Below are 19,558 nucleotides of genomic sequence, written 5' to 3'. Positions count from 1 at the left end.
AGCCGTCCCCGGCCGCGGGACCTGAAGGTAGCTTCTCTGCGAGCCGCACCACGCGCGTTCTGTTGATCTGCGTTTCTTCCGCCCTCTGCGAAGGGTCTCCCGGTGGCTTGCCAGGCTGCACGAGCCACCGGGAGACCCTTCGTGGTCAGCGGTAATCGGTGCCGGTGCCCGCCGGTGCAAAAACGGGCTCCCTTTGTGCGCGGATGTGCGCCAGACGATGCCGGCCCCAGCCACGACATGGGCCGGGTGTGATTGCTTGATGAGCAGATGGTTCTAGCGACGACCGGGCCTGCCAATCAGCCCACGGGTGGTTCCTCTTTTCTCCCGAGCCGAAGGCCGTTGGGCCTTCGGCGCCATTCTCCTGCCCATCAACGTCCCGGCCCGGCCATTGGCCTGGGCCACACGAACAGGAGAGACGACATGCACCCTCAACCTTGCGCACCGCTGCTGTACGGCAGACGGAGGTCGAGAACGGCATGCCCGCCTATCGCGCGGCCATCGCCAATGGTACGCTCGGCTGCAGCCGAGGCCGTAGCCCAAAGGCTGGACTACCTCTTTTGCAGAGGTAAACCTCGGGATGAACTGGGCGAAAACATGCCTTATGTGCCCGCCTTACGGCGAGCTGTTTCCGATGCTTCGCGCAGGATTTCCCGCCCCCCATTCGCTGCGATTGCGGCCACGATGACGCCCAGCACCAGATCCGGGATGTTCGACCCGAACCCCATCACCAGCACCCCGGACAGCACAATCGCACCATTGACGATGGAGTCGTTGCTGGTAAAGATCGCTGACGCCTTGAAGTTCACATCTTCCCCGCGATGGCGGCGCAGTAGTCTGAGGCACACTAGGTTCAAAGCCGCGTTCAGCGCGGCCATGGCCATCATGGCTGGGCCGACAGGCTCTTCCCCTCCAGCGAAGCGGCGTAGGACTTCCAACAGCAGCAGCGCGGCCAGGCCGATTAGCAAGAAACCCGACAAGCGGGCCGCGCCCACCTTGACCGTTGCCGCACGACCGACGGCATACAGGCTAACCGCATAGACCGACGCATCGGCGAGGTTGTCCAACCCGGCGCCCATCAGCGCCGTAGAGCCAGCCCAGATGCCAAGGGCAATGCCGGCGGCGGACTGCGTCAGGTTGATCAGCAACACAGTCAGAAGAATCTTTCGGTCCTTCGCATCGCTCGCATCTAGGCGGCCCAACTCGTCGTTTTCGTGATTTCTGTGGTTTTCAGCCATGCATTGTTCCTTCCAAATCGATGGATGCTGAAGCCTGTAGCGGCTGGAGAGTCAAGGCGCAGATGCAACGAACTTGCCACAGGGTCTTCCCGGACGCCCTTGACTCTACCGTAGCTAGAAGGTTTTCCAATCCAGTCAGAGCTTTAGGACAGAACAGATGAGCACCAATGCGCCCCCTTCATTGCGACTGTCATCCGGTATGGCTGCTATCCACTGATCCGTGGCGCCACTGCGGTTGTGCTCTTCGGCGAGCTCGCGACCGGCCGGCCGTCTTTTCCGACGGAGCTACTCACAGTGATCGTCGCGCTCGCTTGTGCCGCCTTGCTAGAGGGCGGGCGGCCTTTCCACTCCCCGTTGAGCCAGTAGCGGCGTTCCAAGCTGTGGTTGGCCGTCGGCGCATGGCTCGGCTTCTTGGTCGTGCATCTGGCCTTCCAGCACTCCAATCTGGGATACCGGGTCGGGCCGTTGGGATTGTTGATCGGGGTGGCTGAAGCCCATCGCTGGCATCACAAGCGTGAGCACGAAGACGCCCAAGTCAACTACGGCGATTTCTGGATGCCCGGGGGCCACTTGTTCAGCGCTTTCCGGTCGCAAAAGCACACGCTGGGCGCCAAAGAGTGACACTCAAGAAAGATGGACTTTCCAATGGACTACGGCCCGCAGCTTGTCTATCCCTTCCGGAGCCGGCCAGCAGCGGCAAACGCTTGCGCTGCTGGCTATACGATCTTGCCCACGTCGCATTCTTGCGCGAGTCGGGCCTTGCGGCTTCTTGCGAAGCGATCGCGAGTTGCGTGGCGTGCCCATGAGTCGGGCCGCGTCGTGGCGCACTGCTACCTTGGCCTGCACCTGCACCTGCGCAGCCACGCCGCGATGCTCGGTCTGGCCTGGAGAACCCGTAAGGTGGCGGAGATTGCGGCGCGCAGGTCGTCCGGCTCGCGCTGGCTCCTGTGGGCCACGCCCTCGGTCGCACGCCGTCTCAAAACGTCAGAACCGCGCGCTTTCGCATGATGGAGCGCGGCACGTGGCTCTCAGAACTGGACCCGATCACTTCCAGCACCGATGACACGCTCGAGCTTCAGGCGGGCTCGGCCAAGCTGTTGAGAATGCCGCACTCGCGCGAGGTTCGGGCGCTATCGCAGGAGCGTCGCAGATCCATTAACTCGCGCTCCAAGGCGCGCAATTCCTTCATCTTGGTCCGCACTTGCGCGATATGAGCGTCGACCAGCGCGTTCACCTCGCCGCAGCCCAACTCTGGCCGATCCCGTAAGTTCAGCAGTTGACGGATCTCATCCAGCGTCATGTCCTTCGCCCGGCAGCGGCGGATGAACAGCAAGCGCTGCAAATGGACTTCGTCATAGAGCCTGAAGTTGCCCTCGCTACGTGCAGGCTCGGGCAGCAAGCCTTCTGACTCGTAAAAGCGCACGGTCTGCACCAAGCAATCTGCCTTCTTGCCCAGTTCACCGATCCGCATCATGGTTGCTTCCTATAAAAAACTTGACTCTATATCTACTAGAGGTTTTCTAATGATGGCATCCGGGGAAAACCTTGTCAATGAAGAGCGATCTATGAACAAAGAACCTTCCAGCCCATGCGCCTGCTCCGGCGGCAATGGCCAACAGACGGCGTGCGCCAGTGAGCAGGCCAGCACTGAAACCACCGTTTTCCACGTGAGCAACATGGATTGCCGCAATGAGGAAGCACTGGTGCGGCGAACGCTGGAGGGCATGCCCGGTGTCGAGCGGCTCCTGTTCGATCTTCCGCAGCGTTTGTTGACCATTTCGCACCGCGAAGTCTCGGCCGATGCCTTGGAGCAAGCGCTGAATTCGGTGGGCATGAAGGCTCAGGCTGTCCGAGACGCCGCCGTGTCGACCACCTACCGCATCGAGAACATGGACTGCCCGAGCGAGGAGAAACTCATCCGCTCGCACCTCGGGGCAGTCGAGGGAATTCAGGACCTCGACTTCGACCTCGCTGAGCGCACCCTGTCGGTGAAACACCTCGCTCAGGCACGCGCGCAGATGGAGCAGGTCCTGGCCTCGATCGGCATGCGCGCCAAGGAGCAGACCTTCGGCCACACGGGGCCGATCGAAGCCGCGGCTGTGATCCCATCCTCGGCCCTGCAGCAGCAACCAACCGCTGCCGTTTCCGCGCCGCCGATCGGCGAGCGGGTGACGTACCGGATCGAGAACATGGATTGCCCGACGGAAGAAGCGCTGATCCGCGACCGGCTGGGCAAGCTGCCGGGTGTGACCGCGCTCGACTTCAATCTGATGCAGCGTGTGCTGGGAGTCCAGCACACGCTGGCGACCTCAGCGCCGATCGAGAAGGCGCTTGCTTCCATTGGAATGCAGGCTGCGCGGCAGGACATGCAGACAGCCACCACGGTACTTCGCATCGCGAAGATGGACTGTCCGACCGAGGAAAGTCTGATCCGCGGCAAGCTGCAAGGCATGCCGGGCGTGCAGGGAATGGATTTCAACCTGATGCAGCGCACGCTCACGGTTCGGCACACACCCGACGCGATCAAGCCGGCAGTCGAAGCCATCGAATCGCTGGGCATGGAAGCCGAGGTCCAGAGGACTGATGAGCCGCGCGATGCCCCGGTGGCCGCGCACAAGACCAATTGGTGGCCGATGGCGGTTTCGGGCGTTGCGGCGGTGGCCGCCGAAGGCGTGTACTGGGTCAACGACGGCAATCATTGGGCCGTGATCGTGCTGGCACTGGTTTCGATCTTCACCGGCGGCCTCAGCACCTACAAGAAGGGCTGGATCGCGCTGAAGAACCTCAACCTGAACATGAACGCCCTGATGGCCATCGCGGTCACCGGCGGCATGGCGATCGGCCACTGGCCGGAGGCCGCCATGGTCATGTTCCTGTTCGCGTTGGCGGAAGTGATCGAGGCGAAGTCGCTGGACCGCGCCCGCAACGCCATTCGGGGGCTGATGGACTTGGCGCCCGAGACCGCGACCGTGCGGCAGGCCGATGGCTCATGGACAGAGCTGCCGGCCAAGGAGGTCGCAAAGGGCGCGGTGGTCCGCGTGCGTCCTGGCGAGCGCATCGCACTGGACGGCCTGATCACCTCGGGTCGATCGGCCATCAACCAGGCGCCCATCACCGGCGAGAGCCTGCCCGTCGAGAAGGCCGAAGGTGACCAGGTCTTCGCCGGAACCATCAATGAGACCGGCTCTTTCGAATACAAGGTGACCGCAGGCGCCAGCGACTCGACGCTCGCGCGCATCATCCATGCCGTGGAGTCCGCGCAGGGCAGCCGTGCGCCCACGCAGCGCTTCGTCGACCAGTTCGCCCGCGTCTACACGCCGGCGGTGTTCGCGGTGTCCGTGCTGGTTGCCGTCGTGCCGCCGCTCGCCTTCGGCGGCGCATGGTTTGACTGGGTCTACAAGGCCCTGGTACTGCTGGTGATCGCCTGCCCCTGCGCTCTGGTCATCTCCACGCCGGTCACCATCGTCAGCGGCTTGGCCGCTGCCGCCCGACGCGGCATCCTGATCAAGGGTGGCGTCTACCTGGAGGGCGGGCGCAAGCTCAAGGCGTTGGCCCTGGACAAGACCGGCACACTCACACATGGCAAGCCCGAGCAGACCGACTTCGTGCCGCTGATCGGCGAGGCGCAGGAAGTTGCCGCCTGGGCCGCAAGCCTCGCGGCACGCTCGGACCATCCTGTGTCTCAGGCCATCGCCCGCAAGGCGAACCGTGACGGCATCGCGCTGCACGAGGTCGACGACTTCGCGGCGCTGCCTGGCCGCGGCGTGCGCGGCCGCGTCGCCGGGCGCATGTTGCACATGGGCAACCACAGGCTCGCCCAGGAGCTGGGCCTGAGCGAAGCGACGCTCCAGGCTCGGCTGGAGACCCTGGAGCGCCAAGGCAAGACAGCGATCCTGCTGATGGACGATGCGACCGTGCTCGGCATTTTTGCAGTGGCCGACACCGTGAAGGAAACCAGCCGTGAGGCGGTGGCCGACCTGCAGGCGCTGGGTGTGCGCACGCTGATGCTGACGGGGGACAACCAGCACACGGCCGCGGCCATCGCTGCCCAGGTCGGAATCTCTGAAGCCCGTGGTGACCAACTGCCCGAAGACAAGCTCAAGACCATCGAAAGCCTGGTCGGCGGCGAGGGCCAGGTGGGCATGGTGGGCGACGGCATCAACGATTCGCCCGCGCTCGCCCGTGCCGACATCGGCTTCGCCATGGGCGCGGCCGGCACCGACACCGCGATCGAAACAGCCGACGTCGCCCTGATGGACGACGACCTGCGCAAGATCCCCGCCTTCATCCGGCTGTCGCGTAGCACTGCGGCGATCCTCACGCAGAACATCGTTCTGGCCCTTGGCATCAAGGCGGTGTTCCTTGCGTTGACGTTCACAGGGCATGCCACCATGTGGATGGCTGTGTTCGCTGACATGGGGGCAAGTCTTTTGGTTGTCGTCAATGGGCTGCGCCTCCTGAAGTTCAAGGCGGCATGAACAATGGATGAACCATCTCTTCGCAAGACGCAGTGGTACTCACTCGCGATCGTTATATTCGCCGGCGATCAGGCAGCTAAGAGCTACATTGACGCGACAACTCCCTTGGGTTGGTCGCACGAGGTGGCGTCATTCTTCAACCTAGTTCACGCTCTCAATCCCGGCGCGGCGTTCAGCTTCCTTGCTGGCGCGGGCGGCTGGCAGCGGTGGTTTTTTCTGGCGATCGCGTTCGCAATATCGGCATGGCTCGCATGGCTGCTCTCCCGGCCGCTGCGCAAAACGGAAGGCCTTTCGTACAGCCTCATTCTGGGCGGCGCATTGGGCAACGCGTTCGACCGCGCCACGCGCGGGCACGTTATCGACTACATCGACTTTCACCTGCACGGCTGGCACTGGCCCGCCTTCAACATCGCTGACATGGCCATCGTGGGCGGGGCGATCGCGCTGGTGGCCCAGTCGTTCATGAGCGTGGAGAACCCGGCCGCCACAAAGGAGTCCCAGTGACATTGGGACGATCCGGAAATTCGCAATGCACACGGTGCAGGACACCAATCTGAAGAGAACGGCCCCCAGCATGAGCGGCCGCGGCTTGGCCCTCATGCTAGCGCCCACCGCCGCTTTTGCTGCAACGCCCTGTTGCGATGGCGGCGATTGCTGCAACGACGTCGCAATGCCTTGCTGTGAATAAACAGCACGCAAGCCAGTTGACCTGGCAATTATGAAAGTCCATCACGGCGATGCTGGCCTTTTTCGTTCCAATGAGCCGTCACGGAGAGGTGATGATGAAGCTATGCCGGGATCCTGCAAGCTTTAGGACGGTCTTCTTTACCGCATAGCGATATGCTGATGTCACCCGTTCGCCTCGCCTGGCAAGTACAAGTAGTTCGTCGCGGTTTTCTGGCCGTGTCCGCCCGCTTCGCTGGCCCTTTTGCCCCAAACAAGCGCAATCATGCCTGCGTTACCACCAAAGTTCGCCCCCGCCAGTTGCTGTTCCTAAAGGGCATCAAGCTCAACGCCATCGCCGACCGGCCAGCGTATTTCGCATCGCTGCGTGCCCGTCGGGGCCAGCCCATCGTCATCCTCGCAGAGCTGGGACCGGACGAGGCATTCGCCCTGTGGAAGCAGCATGTACTGGGCGACAGGCCTCGCTGACCCAGTTTCGCCTCATCCTCCTGACAGCCCCGCACTTATTGCGGGGCTTTCTTTTTTCCGCGTTCGCCAATCGGGGCTGTTGCAAATGCCGATTTCCGGCTGACGCGGCTCGCCTCGCGCATGAAGCTGCCCGCATGTGTCGCTGATTCGTCAGCACCATGCCAGCAGCCAGAGTTTCCAGGCTGCCGCGGATTCTTTCCGCGCTACCCGCCAGTCCGCCATCGCATCGAGTCTGCGGACGCGCGTCACCCGTGACGCCGATGCTTTTTTCTCAACCGCGTGCGGGAGCTGCCATCCCGTGAGGGACGAGGCCCCGCTTTTTCCAAGGAGCCCGTCCACGTCCCAGCAAGCCTCTTTCGGCCAGTTGGCCTTGATCCATTGCGGCAAGTTCCTGCCGCTCGAAATCCTGCATAGCGCCGCCGGCCACTACATCGGCACGCGCGATACAGAAGGTCCCGTTTCGCGGGAATCCTGCCAGTACTTCCGCAGCTATGCCGCGGCTCAACGTGCCCTCGAAAGAGGCGGCGGGTCCCAGCTCGCCACACCCTGATCCAACTGGAGGAACCACGTCATGAACCAGCTTTTGCCCCAGGAAGTCGTCGATCAGATCATGCGGGAAGAGCAGCATTTCGCCGCCGCGCCCCAAGCCTTCTTCGAGGTCTGGAAGCGCGGCGTCGAGATCGCAGGCCCGCAATGGTTTGGCGACGGCACGCGCGAAGGCCTGAACCAGGCAAAGAGCAAGTGGGATCTGCGTCCCGACATGCTGCGTGCCAACGACGCACTCGGCGTCCTGAGCAGCGGGGAACGCATGTTCCTGTCCGCCATGTTCAGCTTCTACAACGCGCGCGAGGGCGGTGCCATGCTCAAGCGCTGCCACTTCCAAGGACTGTCGGACTTCGATGGTCTCGATCTGCAACGCCGCAAGGTCATCGCCGATCTGTTGGTGAACTACAGCGGTTGGTGAGCCGGTCTGCGGCATACCACCGTCTTTTTGTTCACTGCCCATGAGGGACATGCGTCCACGCGGCCATGTCCCTCGATTTTTCTTCCGTCAGCCTGCGCCGATTGGCCCAAAGCCCTCGATCAGTGCCGCCTGACGCTTTTTCCACTTTCAACCCACCGGGGTTCAATTCCCGGTGGCGGGAATTGGCTCCATTATTCAATCTGGAGAAATTCCATGACCCAGAATCCCAATCCCTTTGTACGCGGCTACTGGAATCTGAGAGTCGTCCGAACGCTGTGCATCTGCTACGGGGACGGAAGCCCGCATGTCTGGCGATCCATCCACACGAGCCAAGCGCATCTTTCCGACAACGACCTGATCTCATCGCCTTGCATCGTCACCAGCGACTTCGCGTTGATCAAAAGCGGCACTGACGCCATCAGCGACGAGCTGATTGCTGAATGTGATGCTGTTGAAGGCATCAACGGCGAAGGCGTGGTGGGCGCCGTGGTCTATGCCATCCATGGCGACGACCTCGACGGCCGCCCGGTCCATGTCGGTGATACCTATTCGGCCGAAGCCGCGCGAGACGTGGTGCAGCGGTTGAGTTTCGAGACCGGCTATTACAGCCGGTGCTGGGAAGTCAGCAGCGCGCACATCTGCCAGGAAACCGGCCAGTACCTCGCCAACCTGGCAGACCTCGCCACGCCGGAGGCTTTTCTGTTCATCGCCTTTCGGGTTCCGTACAGCCCGGCGATTGGCGTCAAGCTGATCTCCACGCCCTGGACAGACAAGAACCTGGAATATGCCGAGGGCATCAGTGCTGAGCAGCTTCGACAGGAGCACCGCGACAAGGGCATGCCTGACGACCTGGCGAACATCCTTGAACTGGCCGGCCAGGCAGATGTGCGCATCCTCATCCTCGATGCCGACGCACCCGCGCTACTGGGCTTGCCACTGGCCGAGACCTAGCAGACACGCGACGCGCAAGCCTTCCCCTTTATCCCCCATATGCCAGCCCGCCTCCCACCAGGAGCCGGGCTGGTTCAATTCCATAGGAGCAATCTCATGTTCCCCGATCTCATCTTGCCCACGCCCGACTTCGAGAATCAGCTTGGAGCCTGCGTCAACGCCATGAGCCAGGACGACGCCATCGGCCAGATCCTGGTGTTCGAGCGCATGAGCGGTACGCTGCACATGCGCCATATCGACAGCGCCGATCTGGTGGACACCGACATTGACGACTACGAAATGGTCGTCTTCGACGGTGGCAACACAAGCGGCGACACGTGGAAACACGTGTTCTTTCCGCGTCAGCGCGAGCACTACTTCGTGTACCAAGCCTGATTCCTCCAGCCCCTTTCGAGGGGCTTTTTCTTGCCCGCAGCACAGGAAAACGGTTGTGGTGCGGTGCCGTTTCCTGCGGGCAGGCAGACCGCCCCAGGGCCATGCTTGCCCCATGTTCGTCGGCGTTGCCGGCACATGCCCAGGCAGTCGAGACCTTCGAGGCTGCAAGCGCGGGAAACCGTGCTGGTCGTTTCTTCCTACGGACCTACCGCGTCCATCCACGCCACCCACAAGGGACCTCTCCCTTGCGGGCGGGGAATCCCTTGTTTTTCCTCAAGGAGTTTCCCCATGGATCGTTCCCTCATCAAATCCATGATGCCTTCGCTGGTCGCAGGCCATGTGCCCCGCAACGTGCGGTCGTTCAAGTACCGCGTGTTCGATGATCAGCCGCTGTCCTCAACGCTGGGCTTCGCCATCGACCCCCAACCCTTCGACGGCAAGGTGGTCGCCGCGACCGACGATGCCATCGTCGTCAAGCTCAAGCCTTCCGAGTTCGCGGTGCTCGATCCCAGCCTGGTGACCACGGTTCCTGCCGAAGGCGCCAAGGTGCATGTCCAACCCTATGCCCGTCGTCGCTTCGACGGACTGCGCGCGGACACGCCGGAGGTCATCACCGAGGAGACTTCGGACGGCACGCCGTACACCATCACGAGGCACATCCTCGGCTCGGCGCCGGCCAAGCTGCCCATTCCCACGCCGCAGTGCATGGAGTTGGGCCAGCTCATCGAGCAGTTGGAGGAGATGCCGGCCCCCGATCGCTTCCGGCGCATCACCCACATGCTGGTGGATGCCGGTGCCCGCGACTTCACCTGGGTCGATCCCACGCCCTCCAAGATCATCGAGACCCCGCCGGCGATCAGCTTCACGGTCTCGACCGCGAAGTTCGAGGGCCGGGTGACGATCCTCTACGACCGCGGCGGAGACACCTACGTGGTGGAACTGCACCGTCAGAACGGTGAATCGGTCGAACTGGTCGATCGGCACGACGAGGTGTATTTCGACATGCTCGGCGAAGTGCTGGAGAGGCTCATCGACGACGGGCGCTGGCGCCAGATCGACGTGAGCATCCTCGACGCGAAAGCGGCCCGCAAGCGCCAGGCCGTCCCGGCATGACGCCCCGCAGCGAAACCGGGCGGTCCTGCGGCTGACCCGAGGCATCCGCCACGGCGTTCCAGCCGTTCCGGCCGCGTGCACTACAGGCCCTTCATCCCATCGGATGGAGGCCTTTCTCATTCTTCCACACAGGAGATTTCATCCATGTCACTGCGATTCAAAGGCGCTGACCTGCGCCCCGTGCTGACCGAAGCCATCGCCAATCAGGGGTCGTCTCAGAAAACGGAAAAAAATCGTACGCTAAGAGCCGAAGTGGGCCCTTTAGCAGCAATGCAAAGCTGCGATCAACGGGCAGGAAACATTGCCATGGTGCGCGTTGCACTCTCTCACTAGCGTCGACAGGGCCTCTTCCATCCGCGTGAGGTCCGCCATGCGTGCGCGCACATCGGCCAGCCGGTGAGCAGCCAGTTCGGCCGCCTCGCTGCAATGGGTGCCGTCCTCCAGTTTCAGGAGCTGGCCGACTTCATCCAGGCTGAATCCCAGGCGCTGGGCTGACTTCACGAACTTCACCCGCGCCACGTCCGCCTGCCCGTAGCGGCGGATGCGACCGTAGGGCCGCTCCGGCTGGGGTAGCAAGCCCTTGAGCTGATAGAAGCGGATCGTCTCCACGTTGACCCGGGCTGCCTTGGCGAAGGCCCCGATGGTCAGATTCTCTTGAGCGTTCTCCATGGCGCTTGACTCCGTAGTTGACTACGGAAGTAACGTTACAGCATCAAGCGAAGTCCCGGAAGGAGAACCTTATGTCGGAACCCAAGAACGGCCGCGGCGCACTGGCGACCGGCGGCGTCGCGGCCGTCCTCGCCTCGGCCTGCTGCCTCGGCCCCCTTGTCCTGGTCGCGCTCGGCTTCTCTAGCGCGTGGATCGGCAACCTGACCGTGCTGGAGCCGTATCGGCCGATCTTCATCGGCGCAGCGCTCATCGCGCTGTTCTTCGCCTGGCGCAGCATCTTCCGACCAGCCCATGCCTGCAAGCCCGGCGACGTTTGCGCCGTGCCCCAAGTGCGGACTGCCTACAAGGTGATCTTCTGGATCGTGGCCGCCCTGGTTCTGGTTGCCCTCGCGTTTCCCTACGTCCTGCCGCTGTTCTACTGAAAGGAGATCACCATGAAGAAACTCACCACCCTCACCACCCTCACCACCCTCACCACCCTCATCGCCCTGGCCGCCGCTCTAAGCGCGCCCGCCTGGGCTGCCACCAAGACCGTCACCCTGTCGGTGCCCGGCATGACCTGCGCCGCGTGCCCGATCACGGTCAAGACGGCTCTGTCCAAGGTCGCCGGCGTCGAGAAGGCCGAAGTCAGCTTCGAGAAGCGGGAGGCCGTCGTCACCTTCGACGAGGCCAAGACCAATGCCGACGCCTTGACCAAGGCCACCGCAAACGCGGGTTACCCGTCCAGCGTCAAGCAGTGAGGGCGTAATCATGGCCGAGGCGATCACCCTCCACATCGAAGGCATGACCTGCACGTCGTGCGCCGAGCACGTCCAGCAGGCTTTGACGAACGTGCCCGGCGTGCGCGCGGCCTCGGTGTCCTATCCGCAGCGGCAGGCCGAAATCGAGGCGGATGCAGGCGTGAGCGTGGCCCCGCTGGTTGCCGCAGTGGCCACGCTCGGCTATCGCGCACGGCTTACCGACACGCCGAACAAGCCTGCCGGCCTGCTAGACAAGGCGCTGGGCTGGCTCGGTGGCGAAACGAAGCATGTTGGCGGTGAACAAGCGCTGCACGTGGCTGTGATAGGCAGCGGCGGCGCGGCGATGGCGGCTGCCTTGAAGGCCGTGGAGCAAGGCGCCCGCGTCACGCTGATCGAGCGCGGCACCATCGGCGGCACCTGCGTCAATGTCGGCTGCGTGCCGTCCAAGATCATGATCCGCGCCGCGCACATCGTCCACCTGCGCCGCGAAAGCCCGTTCGATGCTGGCCTGCCGGCCGCAGCGCCCGCTGTACTGCGCGAGCGGCTGCTGGCCCAGCAACAAGGCCGCGTCGAGGAGCTGCGCCATGCCAAGTACGAAGGCATCCTGGCAAGCACTCCGGCCATCACCGTGCTGCGCGGCGAGGCCCGGTTCAGGGACACGCGCACGCTGACCGTGGCGACCGCTGACGGCGGCACGCACGAGGTGAACTTCGACCGCTGCCTGATTGCCACCGGCGCGAGCCCGGCGCTTCCGCCAATCCCGGGCCTTGCGGACACACCCCACTGGACCTCCACCGAGGCGCTGGAAAGCAGCTCGCTCCCCGAGCGGCTGGCCGTGATTGGTTCCTCCGTGGTGGCGGTCGAGTTGGCGCAAGCCTTCGCCCGGCTGGGCAGCCAGGTCACGATCCTGGCGCGCAGCACGCTGTTCTTCCGAGAAGACCCGGCCATCGGGGAAGCCGTAACAGACGCCTTCCGCGCCGAGGGCATCGAGGTGCTGGACCACACCCAGGCGAGCCACGTTGCCTATGCGGGCGGGGAATTCGTGCTCACCACCGGGCAGGGGGAAGTGCGCGCCGACAAGCTGCTGGTCGCCACCGGTCGCGCGCCGAACACGCGCAGCCTGAACCTTGAAGCGGCAGGCGTCGAAGTCAATGCGCAGGGAGCCATCGTCATCGACCGCGCCATGCGCACGAGCGCACCGCACATCTTTGCTGCCGGCGACTGCACCGACCAGCCGCAGTTCGTCTATGTGGCGGCGGCGGCCGGCACGCGCGCCGCGATCAACATGACCGGCGGCGACGCGGCGCTGGACCTGACGGCGATGCCGGCGGTGGTGTTCACCGATCCGCAGGTGGCGACCGTGGGCTACAGCGAGGCGGAAGCGCACCACGACGGCATCGAGACCGACAGCCGGCTGCTGACGCTCGACAACGTGCCGAGGGCGCTCGCCAACTTCGACACGCGCGGCTTCATCAAGCTGGTGGCGGAAGCTGGCTCAGGGCGGCTGATCGGCGTACAGGCGGTCGCGCCGGAAGCGGGCGAACTGATCCAGACGGCCGCGCTGGCGATCCGCCACCGGATGACCGTGCAGGAGCTGGCCGACCAGTTGTTCCCCTACCTGACCATGGTCGAGGGACTGAAGCTCGCGGCGCAGACCTTCAACAAGGACGTGAAGCAACTGTCCTGTTGCGCCGGATGAGGAAAAGGGAGGTGTTCGATGAACGCCTACAGCCGCGCCAACCGCCGCATCTACGCGGCCTTGTCCGATCCCCTGTCGGCCACCCACCGGCACCGCCTCGACGATCTGCTCAAGCGCCACGACAACGGCAAGACGACCTGGCTGGCCTGGCTGCGCCAGTCGCCCGTCAAGCCGAACTCGCGCCACATACTCGAACACATCGAGCGCCTCAAAGCCTGGCAGGCGCTCGACCTGCCTTCCGGCATCGAGCGGTCGGTGCACCAGAACCGCCTGCTCAAGATCGCCCGCGAAGGCGGCCAGATGACGCCCGCCGATCTGGCCAAGTTCGAGGCACAGCGCCGCTACGCGACCCTGGTGCGCTCGCCATCGAGGGCATGGCCACCGTCACCGACGAAATCATCGACCTGCACGACCGCATCCTGGGCAAGCTGTTCAACGCTGCCAAGCACAAGCATCAGCAGCAGTTCCAGGCGTCCGGCAAGGCGATCAACGCCAAGGTGCGGCTGGCCACCTCGATCAAGCAGGGCACGGTGACGGCCTCGCTGATGCTCAGGAAACTCGGCAGCTACCCGCGCCAGAACGGCCTGGCCGTGGCGCTGCGCGAGCTGGGCCGCATCGAGCGAACGCTGTTCATCCTGGACTGGCTGCAAAGCGTCGAGCTGCGCCGCCGCGTGCATGCCGGACTGAACAAGGGCGAAGCCCGCAACGCGCTAGCCCGCGCCGTGTTCTTCAACCGGCTGGGCGAAATCCGCGACCGCAGTTTCGAGCAGCAGCGCTACCGGGCCAGCGGCCTCAACCTGGTGACGGCGGCCATAGTGTTGTGGAACACGGTCTATCTGGAACGGGCCTCAAACGCCTTACGCGGTCACGGCCAGACTGTCGATGACGCCCTGTTGCAGTACCTGTCGCCGCTGGGCTGGGAGCACATCAACCTGACCGGCGATTACCTCTGGCGCAGCAGCGCCAAGATCGGCGCGGGCAAGTTCAGGCCGCTACGACCGCTGCAACCGGCTTAGCGTACGATTTTTTCCGTTTTCTGAGACGTCCCCAATCAGTGCCGCATTGTCCTGGTCAAGGATCAGGGCGTGTACTTCCTCGCCGAGCGTGGGGAGCGTCGCCCGGATGGGCGCCAGGCACTGCTCGCCTACGCCGTCGGATGCAACCCGGACACCGACCCGTTCGATGACTGGTGGCACCTCGCCGGCCGCGAGCTGGGCGGCGATGACTTCGCGGAGTATTTCGACCCGAAGGACGGCCTGTTCACGCGCCTCCAGCACTCGGCGGACGATCTCGTGCTTTCCGCCACCGCCACGCACCTGTCCTTAGCAGTGGTGCCTCCCGCCTGACGCGGCAACCGCCTCGCAGCCCCCGCATCGGGGGCCTTCTTTTGTTCGCACCGCCGCCATCGCCGCGCGTGCGCGTTTGTCTCCAGCCGCCGAGGCACGCCCCGCCGGCCACAACGCCGGCATGCCACCGGAGACAACCGCATGAACACGCCATCGACCTCGCCGAGGCTGCACCTCCTACCGGTGTCGCTGCGCACGGCCAATGCATTCGTTCTGTTGCACCATCGCCACCACCGCCCGGTCCAGGGCGCGAAGTTCGCCCTGGCCGTCACGCTGAGCGACAGCGACCTGATCCACGGCGTGGCCATTGTCGGCCGCCCGGTCGCGCGGCACCTGGACGCTGGAAGTCACGCGGCTGTGCACCGACGGCACACCCAGCGCCTGCAGCAAGCTCTACGGCGCGGCCTGGCAGGCGGCAAGGGCGCTGGGCTACATACGCCTGCTCACCTACACCATGCCCGACGAAGGTGGCGCCAGCCTGCGCGCCGCCGGCTGGCGGCTGATCGGCGCGCGCGGTGGCGGCGCCTGGAGCCGTCCCGGCCGTCCGCGCGCCGATACCCCCGAGCACCTGCGCGGCGCCAAGTGCCTGTGACAGGCGCCGGGTGGCGCGGACAAAGGGAAGCGCCCGGGTGCCGATTGATTGCTGCCGCGCGCGCGAGGCCCCGCCATGCTGGCCCCATGCCTGCTGACGTCGTCAGCGACATGCCAGGCAACCATCGGTCTTCGAGGTTGCGGCGCAGTTCCCACTGCGTGACCGAGCCAGCTCGCACCGCATCCTTCCGCGAGCGGCCACCAGCCTCTGGTGGCGGATGCTTTCGCCTTATCAACCCACCGCGGGGTCACGCACCTTCCCCGCATGCGTGGGCCGGTGTGTCTCCGCTTCATCCCAATGGAGATTCACCATGAACACCACGTCCAACGAGAAATCGTATTTCGACCTCCACACCTCGGGCATCGGCTACATCCAGCGTGTCCGTGAAGTGCCCGTCCGGGGCGGCCGCCGTGCGCAGCCTTTCCTGGCATGCACCATCGCCGCGCTGGTCGGCCCCGCCCGGGACCCCAGCTACCGCTACTTCGACGTCAAGGTCTCGGGTGCCGAGGCCAAGAAGCTCGTTCAGCGCTACATCGGCGTTGACGATCCCAAGCAGCGCCCGCTGGTGCGCTTTCGCCTCGGTGACCTGTGGGGCGATGTGTACATCCGCGACAAGGGTGAGCAGAAGGGTCAGGCCGCCGCGTCCCTCAAGGCGCGACTGCTCAAGGCCGAACTGATCGACCGGGCCGAACTGGCTTCGATCGAGCAGCACGAGTTGATCACCCGCGGCATCGGCTATCTCAATCGTGTGAAGGACGTCACCCCAAAAGCTGGCGACTCGTTCCTCTCTTGCACCGTCGCGGCACTGGCCGGGCCTGTCGATGAACCGGAGTATCGGTACTTCGACACCATCGTCGCCACCCCGGAAGCCGAGCACCTGGTTCGCCGGTGCGTTCAGGCCATCGAGGGTGACCGCAAGGTGCTGATCGCCTTCCGTCTGAACGACATGAAGATCGATCCGTACATCCGCACCAAGGGTGAGCACGCCGGGGAACCGGCCGCCAGCCTGGAATCGACGCTGGTCCACATCGGTCTCATCAAGATCGACGGCACCCAGGTCTATCCGACGAGCCAGGCGCAAGCCGAGGCGCCGCCGGCCGAAGACGCATCCGCGTCCGAAGCCGACGATGCCATCGACACGGCCACCGAGCCCGCCGAGCGCGAGCCCGAGGCGCAAGTCCAGGAGCAGGAGCCGGCATTGGCTGCTTCGTTCTGATCCGGCACGGCCTCTCACGGGGCCTTGTCGCTTTTCCTCCCCACGTACGCCGCGTCCCCAGGACGCGTGCTTGCGCATTTCATCCCCCGAGTTCCGCGTGGTCTCACGGCCACGCGGTTGTCGAATTTCTCAAAGGAGATCAGCCATGTCTCTGGTATCCCGCTTTGCTCCGCAATCCCCGATCCTGCGCTCTGATCGCCCACTCTCGGACGACCGCATTCGTGCCGTCGTTCCGTCGATCTTCGCCGACGCTCCACATGGGAGCCGGTCCGATCGGTATGCCTACATACCGACCTCGACCGTGCTGACCAAGCTGCGCCAGGAGGGCTTCGAGCCCTTCATGGTGTGTCAGACGCGCGTGCGCAACGAAGACCGGCGCGAGTACACGAAGCACCTCATCCGACTTCGCCATGCAAGCCAGATCAACGGCGACGAGGCGAACGAGATCATCCTGCTCAACAGCCATGACGGCACGAGCAGCTATCAGATGCTCGCCGGCATGTTCCGGTTCGTCTGCCACAACGGCCTGGTTTGCGGTGACACCACCGCCGACATCCGCGTTCCCCACAAGGGCGACGTGGTCAGCCAGGTGATCGAAGGTGCCTACGGAGTCCTCGACGGCTTCGAGCGCGTGCAGAACGCGCGCGATGCGATGCGCACCATCACCCTCGATGAGGGCGAAGCGGAGGTCTTTGCAAACTCCGCGCTCGCACTCAAGTACGACGATCCAGCCAAGTCCACGCCTGTCACGGAGTGCCAACTGCTGGCACCCCGGCGATGGGACGACCGCAAGAACGACCTGTGGGCCGTCTTCAACCGCGTCCAGGAGAACCTCGTCAAAGGGGGCCTGAACGGACGCACGGCCAACGGCCGCAATCAGCGCACCCGTCCGGTGCAAGGCATCGACCAGAACCTGCGCCTGAACCGGGCGTTGTGGCTGCTGGCCGAAGGCATGCGCCAGCTCAAGGCGTGATGCCACGCGGACCTCGCCCACCTCGGGCGAAGCCATTTCCTCTCATCCACCGGGTGCCGTCGGCGGCCCGTCATTCATCATCAGGAGAACCATCATGGCAACCCCATTGGCACCCGAGAAATCGGTTGCGCCCATCGTCGTCCCCGGCCAGCTCACGCTGCGTACCATCCGCGGCAAGAACGGCCCGTTCACGGTTGGCCGCCTCGCCACGCACCTCGGTACGTTCGAGGTCAAAGACCCGGAGCTGGAGCAGTACCCCGAAGGCAAGTACGACGGGGAATTCATCATCAGGTACATCTTCCCGAAGTCCTATCCGGTCGGCGGCGGCATGCGGTTCGAGATCCGTGCCAGCCTCGACGGCATGACGCTCAACGGCATCGACAAACTCAGCCGCGACGAAGCCCGCAGCTTCGCCACCCAGGACGTCGATCCGCTCGATGAAGAGCAAGGGGCGCAGCCTGCGGCAACGCCGGCCAAGCCCACCAAAGCGTCCAGGCCCGCCAAGCCCGCACCCGTGCAGGCGTCCGCGGACCCGATGGTCGATACCACGCCCTTTGGCGTGGATGCGCCGCCACCTGCTGAGGCTGCTGCCCCCGGCAGCACCCAAGACGGTGACCCCGCGCTCTTCGGCCTGCTGTGGCCGCTGGGCGAGTCCGTGAAACTGGATTCGACCATCGACCGCCGCGCTTTGCGTGCACAGATCGTCCGCCTGGGCGAGCTGGGCTACGCGCTGGACTTCAAGACGCAGGAGTGGAGCCGCCAGGCCGAACTGCAACCTGCGTGATCGCAGACGCCGCATGCGCGGTGTTCTTCATCCACCCGCCGGGGTTCCTTCCCCATGCGGGGGAGGCCCTGGCCATCTTCTGGAGGTCTTCATCATGTCCACCATCGCTTGCGATATCCCCCGCTCCGCGCTGGATGAACCCGCGTGGCGGGCTCTCTGCGAGACGGCAGCCGCACAAGCCACCAAGGGTTGCGGACTGTCTCACGACTACTACGTCGAACGCTTCAGTTCGGCGATCGACGCGCAACTCGGTCGATTGCCCGAAGAACAGCGCGCACAGGCGCTGAAGATCGCACAGGAATGAGACTACGCAACACCGGCCGAACGGCAGGAAACCCAGGACTGGAATGCGGAGCACGGCTATTGCTCGCATGGGATCGAGTTCGGCAGCTGCCCGGCTGGTTGTGATCGCGACGATGACGACTGGGACTAAGGGCAAGGCATAGGTTTTCCTTCGCTGCACCTGCGGCATTCCATCACCCACTGGGGGTTCTTCCCCACGGGGAGGCCTCCAGCTCAACTTTTCGAGGAGGCCTCTCATGGGCTGGTATTTCTCTCCCCAATCGCGGTCTGAACTGATCGCGGAACTGATCGCACCACAGCAGACCGAGCGCGTCAGCGCGAAGGTTATCGCTCACGCATTGCGCAGCAACGTGCTGTGGTCCGTGGTCGAACTGACCGCCAAGGTCGAAGGTGTGCATCGTGATCTCGCGCCGGGCCAGTCCCTGCGCTACATCCGCTGCGATCTGCTGGAACGAAGCGGCAACCAGTGGGGCTACAAGCCGCTGGAAGAGTCCATGCATCCGTACTATTACTCGTGCCCGCTGTCCTATCTGGACCTCGCACCGGAGCAGTCCGCCGACTGGCGTGCAGGCGTTCGCGCCTACCACGCACGGCGGCGCACACCCACGGCTGTCACGGCACCCGCCGCGGCGCTGTTGGCCTGAGCCAGGAGGAACCGACATGGACCCGATCCTGGCTGCACTCCCGCTCTCGCTGTTGAAGCTCGTTGAAGGCAGTTTGTCCAACGACGAAGTTTCCTCCGACGAGGAAATGCTGGGGTACTTCATCGACAACGGCCTCACCGAGGAGCAGGCACGGCAGGCGCTGACCTACCGCGACCAGTACCTCAACAACATCTACCTGGACGGCTTCACGCCGATCACCGCGGTGGACGAGGCGCTTCACTTCAATCCGCACACCCAACAGTTCGAGCCGGACTGAGCGGTTTTCTTCCACCCCCTGGGGCAGTACTTGCCCCAGCGGGCGGT

The 19,558-nt window shown here is 64.3% G+C and carries 21 protein-coding genes and 4 pseudogenes; 22 read left to right on the top strand and 3 right to left on the bottom strand.

Annotation, left to right across the window (positions count from 1 at the left end):
- Nucleotides 1-599: 599 nt before the first annotated feature.
- A complete protein-coding gene (locus N7590_RS00450; RefSeq protein ID WP_003098972.1) occupies nt 600-1,235 on the bottom strand; it encodes a cation transporter in 636 nt (211 codons plus the stop codon).
- A gap of 417 nt (nt 1,236-1,652) precedes the next feature.
- On the opposite strand from N7590_RS00450, the gene N7590_RS00445 reads away from it, so the two are divergent.
- Nucleotides 1,653-1,856, top strand: coding sequence for a hypothetical protein (locus tag N7590_RS00445; protein ID WP_023657334.1), 204 nt, complete (start codon nt 1,653-1,655; stop codon nt 1,854-1,856).
- Between the two features lie 454 nt (nt 1,857-2,310).
- On the opposite strand, the gene cadR is transcribed toward N7590_RS00445, so the two are convergent.
- Nucleotides 2,311-2,709: a Cd(II)/Pb(II)-responsive transcriptional regulator gene (gene cadR, locus N7590_RS00440; protein ID WP_003098965.1), complete on the bottom strand. Its 399-nt coding sequence runs from the start codon at nt 2,707-2,709 to the stop codon at nt 2,311-2,313.
- Between the two features lie 91 nt (nt 2,710-2,800).
- Here cadR and N7590_RS00435 point away from each other — a divergent pair, with 91 nt between their 5' ends.
- From N7590_RS00435 to N7590_RS00400, 8 genes and pseudogenes are all read left to right on the top strand, one after another.
- Entirely contained in the window at nt 2,801-5,713 is a 2,913-nt protein-coding gene (locus N7590_RS00435; RefSeq protein ID WP_003098961.1) for a heavy metal translocating P-type ATPase, read from the top strand.
- Between the two features lie 3 nt (nt 5,714-5,716).
- Entirely contained in the window at nt 5,717-6,217 is a 501-nt protein-coding gene (gene lspA / locus N7590_RS00430) for a signal peptidase II (RefSeq protein WP_003098955.1), read from the top strand.
- A gap of 465 nt (nt 6,218-6,682) precedes the next feature.
- Nucleotides 6,683-6,865 (top strand): annotated as a pseudogene (locus tag N7590_RS22120) (hypothetical protein); the annotation flags it as partial.
- A gap of 298 nt (nt 6,866-7,163) precedes the next feature.
- Nucleotides 7,164-7,415: a hypothetical protein gene (locus tag N7590_RS00420; RefSeq protein ID WP_005408894.1), complete on the top strand. Its 252-nt coding sequence runs from the start codon at nt 7,164-7,166 to the stop codon at nt 7,413-7,415.
- A 21-nt stretch (nt 7,416-7,436) separates the two neighbouring features.
- Nucleotides 7,437-7,829: a hypothetical protein gene (locus tag N7590_RS00415; protein WP_003098949.1), complete on the top strand. Its 393-nt coding sequence runs from the start codon at nt 7,437-7,439 to the stop codon at nt 7,827-7,829.
- A 213-nt stretch (nt 7,830-8,042) separates the two neighbouring features.
- On the top strand, nt 8,043-8,780 hold the full coding sequence (locus N7590_RS00410; protein ID WP_003098947.1) for a hypothetical protein: 738 nt from the start codon (nt 8,043-8,045) through the stop codon (nt 8,778-8,780).
- Nucleotides 8,781-8,876: 96 nt separating this feature from the next.
- Nucleotides 8,877-9,155, top strand: coding sequence for a hypothetical protein (locus N7590_RS00405; protein WP_003098943.1), 279 nt, complete (start codon nt 8,877-8,879; stop codon nt 9,153-9,155).
- A 288-nt stretch (nt 9,156-9,443) separates the two neighbouring features.
- A complete protein-coding gene (locus tag N7590_RS00400) occupies nt 9,444-10,268 on the top strand; it encodes a hypothetical protein (RefSeq protein ID WP_003098941.1) in 825 nt (274 codons plus the stop codon).
- Between the two features lie 261 nt (nt 10,269-10,529).
- Here N7590_RS00400 and merR read toward each other — a convergent pair whose 3' ends face one another.
- Complete coding sequence (merR, locus tag N7590_RS00395; protein WP_003098939.1) at nt 10,530-10,937, bottom strand: Hg(II)-responsive transcriptional regulator; 408 nt, start codon at nt 10,935-10,937, stop codon at nt 10,530-10,532.
- 71 nt (nt 10,938-11,008) lie between these two features.
- Here merR and merT point away from each other — a divergent pair, with 71 nt between their 5' ends.
- The 13 genes and pseudogenes from merT (at nt 11,009) to N7590_RS00335 (ending at nt 19,511) form a co-directional block, all read left to right on the top strand.
- Nucleotides 11,009-11,359 carry a mercuric ion transporter MerT gene (gene merT, locus N7590_RS00390; RefSeq protein WP_003098936.1) on the top strand — a complete coding sequence of 117 codons (351 nt, stop codon included), beginning with the start codon at nt 11,009-11,011 and terminating at the stop codon, nt 11,357-11,359.
- Between the two features lie 12 nt (nt 11,360-11,371).
- Entirely contained in the window at nt 11,372-11,677 is a 306-nt protein-coding gene (gene merP / locus N7590_RS00385; RefSeq protein WP_003098934.1) for a mercury resistance system periplasmic binding protein MerP, read from the top strand.
- Nucleotides 11,678-11,687: 10 nt separating this feature from the next.
- Nucleotides 11,688-13,376: a mercury(II) reductase gene (merA, locus tag N7590_RS00380; RefSeq protein WP_003098932.1), complete on the top strand. Its 1,689-nt coding sequence runs from the start codon at nt 11,688-11,690 to the stop codon at nt 13,374-13,376.
- A gap of 24 nt (nt 13,377-13,400) precedes the next feature.
- Nucleotides 13,401-14,392 (top strand): annotated as a pseudogene (locus tag N7590_RS00375) (Tn3 family transposase); the annotation flags it as partial.
- A gap of 45 nt (nt 14,393-14,437) precedes the next feature.
- A complete protein-coding gene (locus N7590_RS00370; RefSeq protein ID WP_031629745.1) occupies nt 14,438-14,722 on the top strand; it encodes a DUF3085 domain-containing protein in 285 nt (94 codons plus the stop codon).
- Nucleotides 14,723-14,863: 141 nt separating this feature from the next.
- Nucleotides 14,864-15,049 (top strand): annotated as a pseudogene (locus N7590_RS22115) (XF1762 family protein); the annotation flags it as partial.
- Nucleotides 15,030-15,314, top strand: coding sequence for an XF1762 family protein (locus N7590_RS00365; protein WP_003098923.1), 285 nt, complete (start codon nt 15,030-15,032; stop codon nt 15,312-15,314). The pseudogene N7590_RS22115 and the gene N7590_RS00365, both read left to right, overlap by 20 nt.
- 310 nt (nt 15,315-15,624) lie before the next feature.
- On the top strand, nt 15,625-16,530 hold the full coding sequence (locus N7590_RS00360; RefSeq protein WP_003098919.1) for a DUF3577 domain-containing protein: 906 nt from the start codon (nt 15,625-15,627) through the stop codon (nt 16,528-16,530).
- A gap of 145 nt (nt 16,531-16,675) precedes the next feature.
- Entirely contained in the window at nt 16,676-17,503 is an 828-nt protein-coding gene (locus N7590_RS00355) for a DUF932 domain-containing protein (RefSeq protein WP_003098915.1), read from the top strand.
- Between the two features lie 94 nt (nt 17,504-17,597).
- Nucleotides 17,598-18,287: a DUF3275 family protein gene (locus N7590_RS00350; RefSeq protein ID WP_003098913.1), complete on the top strand. Its 690-nt coding sequence runs from the start codon at nt 17,598-17,600 to the stop codon at nt 18,285-18,287.
- Between the two features lie 94 nt (nt 18,288-18,381).
- A pseudogene (locus N7590_RS00345) lies at nt 18,382-18,720 on the top strand (hypothetical protein).
- Nucleotides 18,721-18,826: 106 nt separating this feature from the next.
- Nucleotides 18,827-19,234 (top strand): hypothetical protein, encoded by a 408-nt coding sequence (locus tag N7590_RS00340; RefSeq protein WP_003098908.1) that lies wholly within the window; start codon nt 18,827-18,829, stop codon nt 19,232-19,234.
- A gap of 16 nt (nt 19,235-19,250) precedes the next feature.
- Entirely contained in the window at nt 19,251-19,511 is a 261-nt protein-coding gene (locus N7590_RS00335) for a hypothetical protein (protein ID WP_003098905.1), read from the top strand.
- The last annotated feature ends 47 nt before the right edge of the window (nt 19,512-19,558 follow it).

Origin of the sequence: Stenotrophomonas sp. GD04024 (assembly GCF_029837545.1) — a bacterium.
Classification (GTDB): Bacteria; Pseudomonadota; Gammaproteobacteria; order Xanthomonadales; family Xanthomonadaceae; genus Stenotrophomonas; species Stenotrophomonas forensis.
Note: the sequence above shows the minus strand (reverse complement) of the source record. Positions and strands in the feature narration are given on the sequence as shown.

Excerpts from the sequence above, each read along its gene's own strand:
- N7590_RS00415 (WP_003098949.1), top strand. The coding sequence starts at position 7,437 with ATGAACCAGCTTTTGCCCCAGGAAGTCGTCGATCAGATCATGCGGGAA.
- N7590_RS00355 (WP_003098915.1), top strand. The coding sequence starts at position 16,676 with ATGTCTCTGGTATCCCGCTTTGCTCCGCAATCCCCGATCCTGCGCTCT.
- N7590_RS00340 (WP_003098908.1), top strand. The coding sequence starts at position 18,827 with ATGGGCTGGTATTTCTCTCCCCAATCGCGGTCTGAACTGATCGCGGAA.
- merA (WP_003098932.1), top strand. The coding sequence starts at position 11,688 with ATGGCCGAGGCGATCACCCTCCACATCGAAGGCATGACCTGCACGTCG.
- merP (WP_003098934.1), top strand. The coding sequence starts at position 11,372 with ATGAAGAAACTCACCACCCTCACCACCCTCACCACCCTCACCACCCTC.
- N7590_RS00410 (WP_003098947.1), top strand. The coding sequence starts at position 8,043 with ATGACCCAGAATCCCAATCCCTTTGTACGCGGCTACTGGAATCTGAGA.
- N7590_RS00405 (WP_003098943.1), top strand. The coding sequence starts at position 8,877 with ATGTTCCCCGATCTCATCTTGCCCACGCCCGACTTCGAGAATCAGCTT.
- N7590_RS00350 (WP_003098913.1), top strand. The coding sequence starts at position 17,598 with ATGGCAACCCCATTGGCACCCGAGAAATCGGTTGCGCCCATCGTCGTC.
- N7590_RS00400 (WP_003098941.1), top strand. The coding sequence starts at position 9,444 with ATGGATCGTTCCCTCATCAAATCCATGATGCCTTCGCTGGTCGCAGGC.
- merR (WP_003098939.1), bottom strand. The coding sequence starts at position 10,937 with ATGGAGAACGCTCAAGAGAATCTGACCATCGGGGCCTTCGCCAAGGCA.
- cadR (WP_003098965.1), bottom strand. The coding sequence starts at position 2,709 with ATGATGCGGATCGGTGAACTGGGCAAGAAGGCAGATTGCTTGGTGCAG.
- lspA (WP_003098955.1), top strand. The coding sequence starts at position 5,717 with ATGGATGAACCATCTCTTCGCAAGACGCAGTGGTACTCACTCGCGATC.
- N7590_RS00360 (WP_003098919.1), top strand. The coding sequence starts at position 15,625 with ATGAACACCACGTCCAACGAGAAATCGTATTTCGACCTCCACACCTCG.
- merT (WP_003098936.1), top strand. The coding sequence starts at position 11,009 with ATGTCGGAACCCAAGAACGGCCGCGGCGCACTGGCGACCGGCGGCGTC.
- N7590_RS00435 (WP_003098961.1), top strand. The coding sequence starts at position 2,801 with ATGAACAAAGAACCTTCCAGCCCATGCGCCTGCTCCGGCGGCAATGGC.
- N7590_RS00450 (WP_003098972.1), bottom strand. The coding sequence starts at position 1,235 with ATGGCTGAAAACCACAGAAATCACGAAAACGACGAGTTGGGCCGCCTA.
- N7590_RS00335 (WP_003098905.1), top strand. The coding sequence starts at position 19,251 with ATGGACCCGATCCTGGCTGCACTCCCGCTCTCGCTGTTGAAGCTCGTT.